Genomic DNA, 11,937 nt, shown 5'->3' with positions numbered 1-11,937 from the left:
GCTGCGAGGGGGCCTTCGACCGTCGGTGCGCCGCCAGGGACTCGAACCCCGGACCCGCTGATTAAGAGTCAGCTGCTCTAACCAACTGAGCTAGCGGCGCCTGCTGACGCGGGAAACATTACCTGGTCAGCGGCGGAAACACACAATCGGTCCGGACCGCCCCCCGGACGGTCCGGACCGCCGTGCCGGTCAGGGGACGAGGACGACCTTCCCCCGGACGTGCCCGGTGCCCACCAGCCGGTGGGCGTCGGCCACCCGCTCCAGCGGGAAGGCCCCGGCGATCTCCAGCCGCAGCCCGCCCGCCTCCCAGAGCGCGACCAGCTCGGCCAGCCGGGCCGCCGTCCGCTCCCCCCTGATGCCGACGGCACCCAGTCGCCCGGCCGTCGGGTAGTCGACCACGGTGCCGATCCTGGACCGGTCGGCGACCAGCTCGACGGAGGCCTCCAGTGCCCCGCGCCCGGCCAGGTCGAGGGCCGCGTCCACCCCCTGCGGCGCCACCGCCCTGACCCGCTCGACCAGCCCCTCGCCGTAGCCGACCGGGATCGCGCCGAGCGCCCGCAGATGGTCGTGGTTGCGCTCGCTCGCGGTGCCGACCACCGTGGCGCCCCAGGCCCGGGCCAGCTGGACGGCGACCGTGCCGACCCCGCCCGCGGCCGCGTGGACGAGCACCGTGTCGCCCTCGCCGACCTTCAGCGCGGTGAGCCCGACGTGCGCGGTCTGCCCGGAGGCGGACAGCGACCCGGCGTGCTCCCACGGCATCCCGGCCGGTTTGCGCACCAGCCGGTCCGCGTCGGCGACGACCATCTCGGCGGCGCAGCCGAGCACCCGGAAGCCCAGCACCTCGTCGCCGACCGTCCAGCCGTCGACGCCGGGACCGAGGGCGTCGACCACCCCGGCGAACTCGTTGCCCGGAGTCAGCCCGGGGACGAGCTCCACCCCGTACGGCGCCCGGCCCTCCCGGATCGCGAGGTCCACCGGCTGCACCCCGGCGGCGTGGATCCGGATCCGGACCTGGCCCGGGCCGGGCGTGGGGTCGGGCACGGAGGTCACCCGCAGCTCCTCGGGGCCGCCGAACCGGGGGACGGTCACTGCCTTCATGCCGGGCGCTCCTGTCACGTGCTGTCGGTCCTGCCGGGCCCGCGGTCCGCGTCGGTCCGAACCACGAGGCTCCGATCATCGAATCTGAAGCGCGCTTGAGGTCAACCCCCCTCCGGCGTGTCGCCCGAGTTGAGATCATTGTCAGATTTATCCTCGACGGCGGCCCGGGCCATGTCCGGGTCCGTGCTCCGGTCCGCATCCGCGTCCGCAGTTCGGCTCGTATCCGCGTTCGACCACCCGCCCGCCGTCGAGAGGACCTCCCCGTGGGCCAGCTGCCCCTGCTCTTCCTGGTGCTGCTCGCCTCCGTGGTGACCATGCCGCTGGCCCGCCGGACCGGGGTGCCGCAGCCCGTCCTGATGACCCTGCTCGGCATCGCCATGGCACTGATCCCGCAGATCCCGGACATCGCGATCGAACCCGAGCTGATCCTGCCGCTGGTCCTGCCACCGCTGATCTTCGCCGTCGCCCGGCGCTCCTCGGTCCGCTACTTCAAGGCCAACATCCGCTCCATCCTGCTGCTCGCCGTCGCCCTGGTCGTGGTCACCACCATCGCGGTCGCCGGTACCGTGCACTGGCTGCTGCCCGGCCTGCCGATCGCCGCCGCCATCGCGGTCGGCGCCCTGGTCTCCCCGCCCGACCCGGTCGCCGCCGTCGCCGTGGCCGGCAGCGTCGGACTGCCCCGCCGGCTGGTCGCCATCCTGGAGAGCGAGGGCCTGTTCAACGACGTCACCGCGATCGTCGTCTACTCGCTCGCCATCGACGCCGTGGTCGGCGGCGACTTCTCCGGCGGCGGCGCCGTGCTGCGCTTCGTGCTCTCCGCCGTGCTCGCGGTCGTCATCGGCGTCGCCCTCGGCTGGGCCAACACCAGGATCGCCAACTACCTGGAGGACCCCACCCAGCAGGTCGCGCTCAACCTGCTGGTGCCGTTCGCCGCCTACAGCCTGGCCGAGGAGATCCACGGCTCCGGCGTGCTCGCCGTGGTCGTCTGCGGCCTCTACCTCGCCGAACGGGCCGCCGACGCCGACGCCGTCGCCTACCGGCTGGTCGGCAACGCCTTCTGGGAGATCGTCGAGATCCTCATCACCGGCGTCGCCTTCGGCCTGATCGGCCTCGAACTCGCCACCGTCCTCAAGGAGGCCGGCTCCGGCTGGACCGGCATGCTCGGCGACGCCGCCGTGGTGATCGCCGTCGTGGTGGCGGTCCGGCTGCTCTGGCTGCTCCCGGCCGGCTGGCTCTCCCGGCGGCTGCGCGCCGACTCCGAGGAGGACACCCCGATCAGCTGGCAGGAGAGCGTGGTGCTCTGGTGGTCCGGGATGCGCGGGGTCGCCACCGTCGCCCTGGCCCTCGCGATCCCGCTCACCGTCGACACCGGCGAGCCCTTCCCGGAACGCGGCCGACTCGTCTTCATCGCCTTCAGCGTGGTGCTCTTCACCCTGCTGGTCCAGGGCCTCACCCTGCCCTGGACGGCCAAGCGGCTGCACCTCGACCTCGACCACGACCGGCACGAGCAGGAGGTCCGGCTGCTCTGGTGGCGGGCGGCCAAGGCCGGACTGCGCCGGCTCGGCGAACTGGAGGAGGCCGACAAGCTGCCCGCCGAGGTCGCCGACCGCCTGCGGGACCGTCAGCACGACCGGCTGGCCCGGCTCTGCCCCGAGAACTACGCCGAGGAGGAGGCCAGCGAGGCCAAGCTGCGGCTCGCCCAGTGGCGCGCGGCGCACAGCGTCGAACAGGAGATGATCGCCGCCTCCCGGCGCGAGATGCTGGTCGCCCGCGCCGAGCCCGGAGCCGACCCGGAACTCGTCGACCGGGTGCTGCGCGGCCTCGACCTGCGGTCCGAACGGAAGTGACGGCCCGTCCGTCCGGGCGACCCCGCGGCGGGTCGCACGGACGGACCGTGACGGCCGGACGGACACTCCGCGAAGCCCGCCCGAACAGCGGGGACCCCGACCGGACGCCGACGAACGGAATGTGCGCCGGGACCCCCGGCGTTGCATAGGCTGAGCCCGGGCAAGGCCGTCAACGGAGTCGGCGCACCCCCAGGACCCGCACGGCCGCGCGCAACCCTCCCGCCCGGTCCTGCCGGTATCTGCACCCGAGGAAACGAGGAGCCACCGATGTCGGAGACCCGCGCCGACGCCCGTACCCCGCTGGACCGCACCCCGGAGTGGGCCGCCCTCGCCAAGCACCGGGAGGAGTTCGGCGACACGCACCTGCGCGAACTGTTCGCCGCCGACCCGGAGCGCGGCCGCCGCTACACCCTCCAGGTCGGCGACCTGCACGTCGACTACGCCAAGCAGCTCGTCACCGACGAGACCCTGGCGCTGCTGCGCGAACTGGCCGGGGCCACCGGTGTCGCCGCCCTGCGGGACGCGATGTTCCGCGGCGAGCGGATCAACACCACCGAGGACCGGGCCGTCCTGCACACCGCGCTGCGCGCCCCGCGCGACGCGGTGATCGAGGTCGACGGCGAGAACGTCGTCCCCGCCGTGCACGCGGTGCTGGACAGGATGGCCGCCTTCGCCGAGCAGGTGCGCGGCGGCGAGTGGCGCGGCCACACCGGCAAGCGGATCCGCGCCGTCGTCAACATCGGCATCGGCGGCTCCGACCTCGGCCCCGCGATGGCCCACGAGGTGCTGCGCTCCTTCACCCAGCGGGACCTCGACGTCCGCTTCGTCTCGAACGTGGACGGCGCCGACCTGCACGAGGCCGTCCGCGACCTGGACGCCGCCGAGACGCTGTTCGTCGTCGCGTCCAAGACCTTCACCACCATCGAGACCATCACCAACGCGGTCTCGGCCCGGAACTGGCTGCTCGCCGAGCTGGGCGCGGGCACCGAAGCGGTCGCCAAGCACTTCGTCGCGCTCTCCACCAACGCCGAGGGCGTCGCGGACTTCGGCATCGACACCGCGAACATGTTCGAGTTCTGGGACTGGGTCGGCGGCCGCTACTCCTACGACTCGGCGATCGGCCTCTCGCTGATGATCGCCATCGGCCCGGACGCGTTCCGGGAGATGCTCGACGGCTTCCACCTGGTCGACGAGCACTTCCGCACCGCCCCGCCGGAGGAGAACGTCCCGCTGCTGCTCGGCCTGCTCGGGGTCTGGTACGGCGCCTTCTTCGACGCCCAGGCGCACGCGGTGCTGCCGTACTCGCACTACCTGTCGAAGTTCACCGCCTACCTCCAGCAGCTCGACATGGAGTCCAACGGCAAGTCGGTGGACCGCGACGGGAAGCCGGTGAGCTGGCAGACCGGCCCGGTGGTCTGGGGCACCCCCGGCACCAACGGCCAGCACGCCTACTACCAGCTGCTGCACCAGGGCACCAAGGTGATCCCGGCGGACTTCATCGGCTTCGCCGAGCCGGTCGCCGACCTGCTGCCGGGCCTGGTCGCCCAGCACGACCTGCTGCTCGCCAACTTCTTCGCCCAGACCCAGGCGCTGGCCTTCGGCCGGACGCCGGAGGAGGTCGCGGCCGAGGGCGTGCCGGCCGAGCTGGTCCCGCACAAGACCTTCCGGGGCAACCACCCGACCACCACCGTGCTGGCCGGTGCGCTGACCCCCTCGGTGCTCGGCCAGCTGGTCGCCCTCTACGAGCACAAGGTGTTCGTGCAGGGCGCGATCTGGAACATCGACTCCTTCGACCAGTGGGGCGTCGAGCTGGGCAAGGTGCTCGCCAAGCGGATCGAGCCGGTGCTGCTGACCGGTGAGGGCACGGAGCAGCTGGACAGCTCCACCGCCGCGCTGGTGGCCCGCTACCGGGAGCTGCGGGGCCGCTGAGGCCCGCCCGGCGACCGGACTTCTCCGGGCCGTCGTCCGCTCCGGCGGGCGGCGGCCCGGGTGCCGTTCGTCGGCCCCGCCCGGAGAGTGCCGGAAACGCCGGAAGGCCCCTCGCTCGCGCGAGGGGCCTTCCGGTTGTCTGTGCGCCGCCAGGGACTCGAACCCCGGACCCGCTGATTAAGAGTCAGCTGCTCTAACCAACTGAGCTAGCGGCGCCTGCTGACAGAGAGGACTCTAGCAGCGGGGCGCGGTCGGGCCAAAATCGAATACCGCGCCCCCCGGGCGGCCGTTCCGGGCCCGGGGGACCCCCGGGCGGTCAGAGCGCGCCGACCGGCTCCCGGGCCGCCCGGACGCAGGCCCAGAGGACGACGGAGGCGCCCGGCAGCCAGGGCTCCCGGCTCTCCGGGGCGACGATCCACCGCCCGGCGCCCAGACCGGGCGAGTCCGGGCTGTTCACCATCCGCTGCACCGGCGGCACGGTCACCGCGTCGCCCTTGCCGTGGCAGAGCAGCGGCGGCACGTCCCGGGCCCACTCCTCCCAGGCCAGCAGCCGGCGCAGCCGGGGGGCCGCCCCGGGCTGCACGAACAGCAGGGTCCGCCCCCGGAAGACCGCCACCGGCCCGCAGCCGGGGCCGGAGGCCCACAGCTCGTCCAGCACCCGGCGGCCGAACAGCGACGGCATGCTGATCACGTCGAAGGCCCGGCCGCAGGGCAGTACCGAGGGCGCCCACGGCCGGGACTCCCAGAGGGCGCGCATGCTGCGGGGGTACTCGCTGGCGGAGGCGAGCCAGGCCTCCCCGGCCACGGTCACGTACTCCACCGACTGATAGGTCCAGATGTCCACGGACAGCAGCCTGGGGTGTCCGGGTCGTGACCGGGAGGGAAACTCCGGTTCGCCGGACAGTAGGGCGGGCGCGGGCGTACCCTTCCGCTTCCTCCGGCATATGCCAGAGGCGTCGGACGCCGACCGGGGCCGCGCGGGGTCGACCCTGGACTGCTCGGGGCTGCGCGGGACCGACGCGGGACCGCTCGGGTCGGAGCGGGCCGGGTGGCCGCCCCGGCCGGGGTCAGTCCTCGTGCCGCCGGGGCCGGAGCAGGCTGCGGCCGTACTCGATCATCTTGGCCGCGTAGTCCGGGGTCCAGTCCGCCCGGGTGGCGATCTCGGTCTCGGGCAGCGCGTCGAACCGGCGCGGATCCGCCAGCTGCGCGGCCGCGACCGCCTGGAAGTCGGTCGCCCGCTCGGCGGCCGCGCGGAAGGCCAGGGCCAGCTCGGTGGAGCGGCGCAGCAGCTCGGCCGGGTCGTCGATCGACTCCAGGTCGAAGAAGCGTTCCGGCTCCGGTTCGTCGGCCTGCGGTTCGAACAGCAGCTGCACCGGACGCTGCCGCCGGCCGGGCGCCGCACCGGCGCCCGCACCGGGACCGGCCGCCGCGGCGGGGCCGCTCGGGTCGGACGCCTGCGCCTGGGAGTCGGGCATGGACGGACACCTCCGGGTGCTCGATGGGGGCGGGCGACAGTTGCTCGGGACGGGCGCCGCCCGGTCGTGGCCGCCGTCCATTCTCTCGCGCCGGCGGCCGGTAACGGAACGGTGCGCGTCCGGGCGCTATTCCCGGCGGACGCGCCGGGGGCGTGCGTCCACCGGTCGCCCGCCGTCTCCCCGCCGTGGATCCGCGCCGGCAGGCCGCACCCCGGCGGCGCCCGGCCTCAGGACCGGCCCAGCCGCACCCGGTGCCCGGACAGGTGGTGCAGCACCCGGTGATTGGCCTCCCAGCCGTCGGGGAAGGCGACCGGGACACCCAACTGCACCGGTTCGGTGGCCGGATGCTCGTCCAGCAGCTCGGCGATCCCGGCCCGGGCCACCACGATGCAGGCGTGCCGGTGCCGGGAGGCGAGCACGCACAGCCGGCCGGTCTCCAGGTGGAACGCGGTCGCGTCCGGCCGCCCGGAGAGCGGGTGCAGCACCACCGTGACGTCGTACTCCCGGCCCTGCAGCCGGTTCGCGGTGTCCACCGTCACCGCCGGGCCGGCCGCCCCGTCCACCGGCACCCCGACCTTGGCCAGCGCCGCCCGGACCGCCGCGGCCTGGTCCCGGTGGGCCGTGCCGACCGCGACCCGGTCCGCCGTGAGCGGGGCCGACCCCTGCTCGGAGTGGGCGGTCAGCCCCCGGTCCAGCAGCCGCCGCACGGTCGCCGCCACCGCCGCGACCGCCTGCGGATCCGTCCGCACGGTGTGCCGGGCGGGCAGCTCCAGCAGGGCCCAGCCGTGCTCGGTCGCCCGGTCGATCGCCGCGTCCAGGGCCGAACCGTCCGGCCGCACCGCCGAGGTCAGCCGACGGTCCCCGGGCCCGGTGCCCGAACGGAACGGCGTGAACGGGTAGAACGCCCCGGAGATCAGCGGCGCCGCGCTGGCCGGCAGCCGCCAGGACACCGGCAGCCGGTGCGGGCGGATCTGCGGGTTGTGCGCGAGCAGGGTGACCACCGCGCTGCCCGAGGGGTCGTAGGACAGGCCCGCCCACTGCTCGGTGCCGACCACCGTGAACGGGTCCAGCTGGCCCGGGTCGCCGACGAACAGCGCCCGCTCGAACAGCCGGGCCACCGCGAGCAGAGCGTCCGAGCGCATCTGGTACGCCTCGTCGACGATCGCGTGCCGCCACGGCTGCTCGGTCCGCACCCACTGCCACTTGGCCGAGGTGGAGATCACCACGTCCAGCTCGGCGAGCTCGGCGACCTTGTCCGAGGGCGTCACATTGGCGTGGCGCAGCACCTCGGGGCCGGGGCGGGCGTCCGCCGCGTGCAGTCGGCCGATCGTCAGATCGGGGGCCTTGGCGGCCAGCCGGTCGACCAGGTCGTCCACCTGGCCGTTGGTCTGGGCGACGATCATCAGCCGCTCACCGGCGGCCACCAGCTCCCGGGCGGCGCGCACCACCAGGGTCGACTTGCCGGCGCCGGGCGGCGAGTCCACCACGACACCGCGCGGCGCGCCGACGGCCGGGCGCACGGTCGCCTCCAGGATCCGGGCCACCGCCGCGTCGGCCGCGGCTCCGGGCGTCGGCTCCCCGGCCGGATCGGCGGTCGGGTCGCGGGTCGGGTCGCCGGGGTCGGCCGGCGGGGAGGTCTGCTCGGTGCTGCTCATCGGCCGGATCACTCCCAGTCCTCGGCGGTGCCGGTGTCGGTACGCGTGTCTGTGCCGGTGCCGGTGCCGTTGCCGGGCACGGCCGGCAGCACGGTGACGACGGCCCCGGGCGGTCCGCCGTGCGTCCACGGGGTGTCGTCCGGATCGGGCAGCGGCGCCGCCTGCCGGACCGTCAGCTCGAACAGGGTGAAGGTCACCCGTTCGCCCGGCTCGGGCAGGCTCCCCGGCTCGGGCTCCTTCTTCCGCCCCATGCCGGACAGCACCCGCACGGTGACGGTGCCCGCCTCCGGGTCGACGGCGGCGATCACCGCCTTCTGCGCCGCCGGCGCCGGCCCGGCGTCGGGCCCCGGCGCCGCCCGGACCCGGTGCACCTCCCGGCCCGGGTCGGCGTGCGGCCGGTCGCCGGTGCGCACCGTCACCAGCGGGCGCGGCTTGGGGGAGCGGCCGGTGGTGTCGTAGTCGGGCACCACCTCGGTCACCACTCCGCTGAACGCCTCCCCGGAGAGCCGGTGCTCGGCCATCGCCAGCGGGTCGTCCAGCGCCTCCTGGACGTCCAGCCGGGTCTGCTCGCGCTCGCGCTGGGCGAGCTTGCGGGCGGCCGTCACGGCGTCGTCGACCCGGGGCTGCGGGGGCTCCCCGGCAGCCAGCCGGTCCCGGTGGCCGGTGTACGACCAGCGGTCGCCGGTCCAGCGCTCCGCCAGGTGGCCGGCCGGGGGCAGCGCCCGCAGCAGGTCCAGTCCGTGCCAGACGTCGTGCCAGGCCGGCAGCAGTTCCGCGCGCAGCACGGCGCGCAGCCGGTCCACCGAGACCCGGACGGCCTCCCGGGCCGCCGCGACGTCCCCGCCGCCGTCGGGGCCCTCGGCCTCGCGCAGGGCCGCCGCGGCCGCGTCGTAGCGGGTGATCGCCGGGGCGAGCACCTTGGTGTCGAACACCGGGTCGGTGGTCGGGCCGGCCGGCGGGCGGACCAGCCGGCCCTCGGCGTTGCGCTCCGTCTCGGCCCGCTCGGCCGCCTCCGCGCCGGTCTGCCCGTCCGGCGGGGCGTGCCAGGCCAGCAGGGCGGCCAGGTGCTGGTCCTCCAGGTGGCTCTGGCCGGTGGCCCAGTGCCGGGCGAGCAGCCCGGTCATCGGCAGCAGCAGGCTGGACCCGGGCACGGCCGAGCGCTCGGCCAGGTGGGTCAGCCAGCGGCCGAGCAGCGGCACCCGGGCCGGGGCCGGGAACGGGCCCGGGTCCTCGTCCTCGGCGGTGCGGCGGAACCGGGTCGAGCGGCCGAGCAGCGCCAGGTGGCGCACGCCCCCGGTGTTCGGCACGACCAGCTGCGGCGCGTCCGCGCACAGCTCGCGGACCACGGGGGATTTCTCGCCCGTCTCCGGGTCCTTCTCGGTGCCCTCGATCAGCTCGACCTCGTCGCCGAAGGACTCCAGGTAGGGCAGCAGGTCGGCGGCCAGGTCGGCCAGGAACTCGGAGCGCAGCGTGCGGTTGAGCGGTTGCGGCACGATGTGCAGCACCGGCGCGTCCCGGTCGGTGCCGAGCAGCACGGCCAGCGGGGCGCCGTCCTCACCGGCCGAGGTCAGTGGGACGAGCACCATCGGGCGCTCCGACAGGTGCCGGTGGCGGACGGTGGCCAGCGGCTCGGCCCGGCCGCCGCGGACGGCCTCCAGCCGGGCCAGGGTGGTCAGCAGGCTCATCGGCCGCCCTCCGGGCCGGTGGCCGGGTGGGGGCGGCCGAGCGCCTCGGCGCGCAGGGCGGCGGCGTAGGCCAGCCGGGCGGCGGCCTCGTCGGCCCCGTCGCCGTCGTTGTCCTCGTCGTGCTCGCCGTGCTCGCCGTTCGTGTCGCCGCCGAGGTGGCCGACGGGCCCGGTCCGGGCCACCGCCAGGGCCTCGCCCACCGTGCGGATGCTGCCCAGCTCGCCCCGGACACCCCGGCCGAGCTGCTCGACCCGGTCGCCGCAGCGGGCCTGGGCCCGGCAGTGGAAGCCGAGTTCGCAGGTGGAGAGGCAGTCCGGGCTGTACGCGGCCGGCACCGTCCCGACCGTCTTCTCCAGCTCCTCGGTGGAGCGGACGGGGCTGCCGTCCGCGTCGGGGGAGAGGTCGAAGTCCGCCCCCGGCGGCAGCACCGCCAGCAGCCGCTCGATGCCGGTCATCCGGCTCAGCTGGCGCCGGGTGGTCGCCAGCTCGCGGCGGACGTCCACCGGCACGGCGGTCGGCCGGCTGCCGAAGTCCTCCGGGCAGACCAGCAGCACCGTCGTCCGGGGACTGCCCGGCAGCCGCTGCTCGGCGTACGGGTCAGGGTCCACCGCCAGCCCGGCCAGCGCCGCCGCGGCCTCCTGGAGCGCCAGCACGTAGACCGCCGCCTGGCGGGCGGCGGCGCCCACCTTGCCCGGGTCGGCGGTGCCGTCCAGCACCGGGAAGGACTTGATCTCGACCACGGTGCAGCGGCCGCCGTGCACCACGACGGCGTCCGGCTCCAGGTAGGCGGTCGAACCGGCCACGTCCAGCCGCAGCAGCGGATGGTCCAGCAGCGTCCAGGCGTGCTCCTCCGCGGCCGCCTCCGCGAGCGCCGCCGCCGTCCGGTCGGCCCGCACGGCCGGACCGGAGGAACGCAGCAGGTCCGGCACGAGCAGCGGGCCGTCCTCGCCGGCCGGCCCGAGCCGGTGGCGCAGCGGCTCCAGCAGCGCCGCGTAGCCGTTCTCCTTCAGCCGGGCCTCGAACACGACGCCGCGCGCCAGGGCGAGCGGCGAGCGGCCGAAGGGGGCGGGGCGGCCGAGACGGGCGGCCAGCGCCGTCTTGTCCACCCCGGCGGCGTCCAGCACGGCGCGGCGGTGGCACCCCGGATTGGCGGCCAGGGCGGCGAGGGCGCGGGCGTTCAGACTGCGCTGCGGCGCCGGTCCGCGCAGCTCGGCGAGCCGCTGGGCGAGCGGCTCCGCCGGCCCGCGGAGCGGGGCGTTCGTCGAGACGTTCATGGTGCGGCCCAGTGTCGCATCCACCTCCGACAATCCGGCCGGAACCGGCCGTTGGCGACGAACGGGCGACGAACGGGCGGCCACCGGGGGCGGTGAGGGGAGCGGTGGCGGGAGCGACGGAGCGGGCCGGCGGACCCGGTGCAGCGGGAGCCGGAGGCCGGGATCGTGGGTGCTCGGCGGGTGGGGGATCATGGAGGCCGGTGCTCGATGGCGAGGCCGACGTCGACACCCGCCCCGATCGCGAGGAGCCTGCCATGCCCGCCCGAATCCTGCTGGTCCGCCACGGTGAGACCGAGTGGTCGGCGACCGGCCGCCACACCGGCCGCACCGACATCCCGCTGACCGAGGACGGCCGCGCGATGGCCCGGGCGCTCGGCGTCCGCCTCGCCGCTGCGCCCTGGAACGGCCTGCCCGACGCCCTCGTGTTCACCAGCCCGCTCGACCGCGCCAAGGAGACCTGCGCGCTGGCCGGCCTCGGCGACCGGGCGGTCGAACGCCCCGAGCTCATGGAGTGGGACTACGGCCAGTACGAGGGCCGCACCGGCGCCGACATCCGCGCCGCCGACCACCCCGGCTGGCTGATCTGGCGCGACGGCGTCCCCGGCGGCGAGAAGCTCTCCGACGTCGCCGCCCGGGTCGACGCCCTGCTCGCCGACCTCAACACCGAGCACGGTGTGCCGGAGCCGGACACCACCGTCATGCACTGCGCCGACCGCGACGTGGTGCTCTTCGCCCACGGCCACCTGCTGCGCATCCTGACCGCCCGCTGGCTGGGCCTGCCGCCTGAGTTCGCCCAGCGGTTCAAGCTCGGCACGGCCGCGCTCTGCATCCTCTCCTGGGAGTACGGCGCGCCGGCGGTCGAGCTCTGGAACGACCAGGGCCACCTGGAGACCCTCACGCACAGGTCCTGATCCGAGCCGCCCGTCGTCCCTGCCCCGTCGGGGCGTTGGGCGGCGGGCGGTGCGCTGTGGGCT

Annotated in this window: 9 protein-coding genes and 2 tRNA genes; 3 read left to right on the top strand and 8 right to left on the bottom strand. The window is 75.5% G+C overall.

The annotated features are described in order from the left end of the window. Positions 1–26: 26 nt before the first annotated feature. A tRNA-Lys gene (locus tag ACW14Y_RS15745) sits at positions 27–100 on the bottom strand. Between the two features lie 89 nt (positions 101–189). Beyond that, on the bottom strand, positions 190–1,098 hold the full coding sequence (locus ACW14Y_RS15740; protein WP_380305875.1) for an NADP-dependent oxidoreductase: 909 nt from the start codon (positions 1,096–1,098) through the stop codon (positions 190–192). 263 nt (positions 1,099–1,361) lie between these two features. Here ACW14Y_RS15740 and ACW14Y_RS15735 point away from each other — a divergent pair, with 263 nt between their 5' ends. Further along, the gene (locus ACW14Y_RS15735; RefSeq protein WP_380389869.1) at positions 1,362–2,945 is read left to right on the top strand and encodes a Na+/H+ antiporter; all 1,584 of its coding nucleotides are present in this window, start codon (positions 1,362–1,364) and stop codon (positions 2,943–2,945) included. A 267-nt stretch (positions 2,946–3,212) separates the two neighbouring features. Then, entirely contained in the window at positions 3,213–4,874 is a 1,662-nt protein-coding gene (gene pgi, locus ACW14Y_RS15730) for a glucose-6-phosphate isomerase (protein ID WP_380389870.1), read from the top strand. Positions 4,875–5,016: 142 nt separating this feature from the next. Here pgi and ACW14Y_RS15725 read toward each other — a convergent pair. The 6 genes from ACW14Y_RS15725 to ACW14Y_RS15700 all read right to left on the bottom strand — a co-directional run bounded on the left by ACW14Y_RS15725 (position 5,017) and on the right by ACW14Y_RS15700 (position 10,963). Continuing rightward, positions 5,017–5,090, bottom strand: a tRNA-Lys gene (locus tag ACW14Y_RS15725). A 100-nt stretch (positions 5,091–5,190) separates the two neighbouring features. Further along, positions 5,191–5,718: a bifunctional DNA primase/polymerase gene (locus tag ACW14Y_RS15720; protein ID WP_380305881.1), complete on the bottom strand. Its 528-nt coding sequence runs from the start codon at positions 5,716–5,718 to the stop codon at positions 5,191–5,193. A gap of 223 nt (positions 5,719–5,941) precedes the next feature. After that, positions 5,942–6,349, bottom strand: coding sequence for a hypothetical protein (locus ACW14Y_RS15715; RefSeq protein ID WP_380305883.1), 408 nt, complete (start codon positions 6,347–6,349; stop codon positions 5,942–5,944). 227 nt (positions 6,350–6,576) lie between these two features. Next, on the bottom strand, positions 6,577–8,004 hold the full coding sequence (locus tag ACW14Y_RS15710) for an AAA family ATPase (protein ID WP_456987235.1): 1,428 nt from the start codon (positions 8,002–8,004) through the stop codon (positions 6,577–6,579). 8 nt (positions 8,005–8,012) lie between these two features. Further along, positions 8,013–9,689: a hypothetical protein gene (locus ACW14Y_RS15705; protein WP_456987233.1), complete on the bottom strand. Its 1,677-nt coding sequence runs from the start codon at positions 9,687–9,689 to the stop codon at positions 8,013–8,015. Beyond that, the gene (locus ACW14Y_RS15700) at positions 9,686–10,963 is read right to left on the bottom strand and encodes a hypothetical protein (RefSeq protein WP_456987231.1); all 1,278 of its coding nucleotides are present in this window, start codon (positions 10,961–10,963) and stop codon (positions 9,686–9,688) included. The genes ACW14Y_RS15705 and ACW14Y_RS15700 overlap by 4 nt, the downstream gene beginning before the upstream one ends. Before the next feature lie 254 nt (positions 10,964–11,217). Here ACW14Y_RS15700 and ACW14Y_RS15695 point away from each other — a divergent pair, with 254 nt between their 5' ends. Next, entirely contained in the window at positions 11,218–11,874 is a 657-nt protein-coding gene (locus tag ACW14Y_RS15695) for a histidine phosphatase family protein (protein ID WP_380389877.1), read from the top strand. Positions 11,875–11,937: the final 63 nt, after the last annotated feature.

This window comes from Kitasatospora sp. cg17-2, from assembly GCF_054031055.1.
Note: the sequence above shows the minus strand (reverse complement) of the source record. Positions and strands in the feature narration are given on the sequence as shown.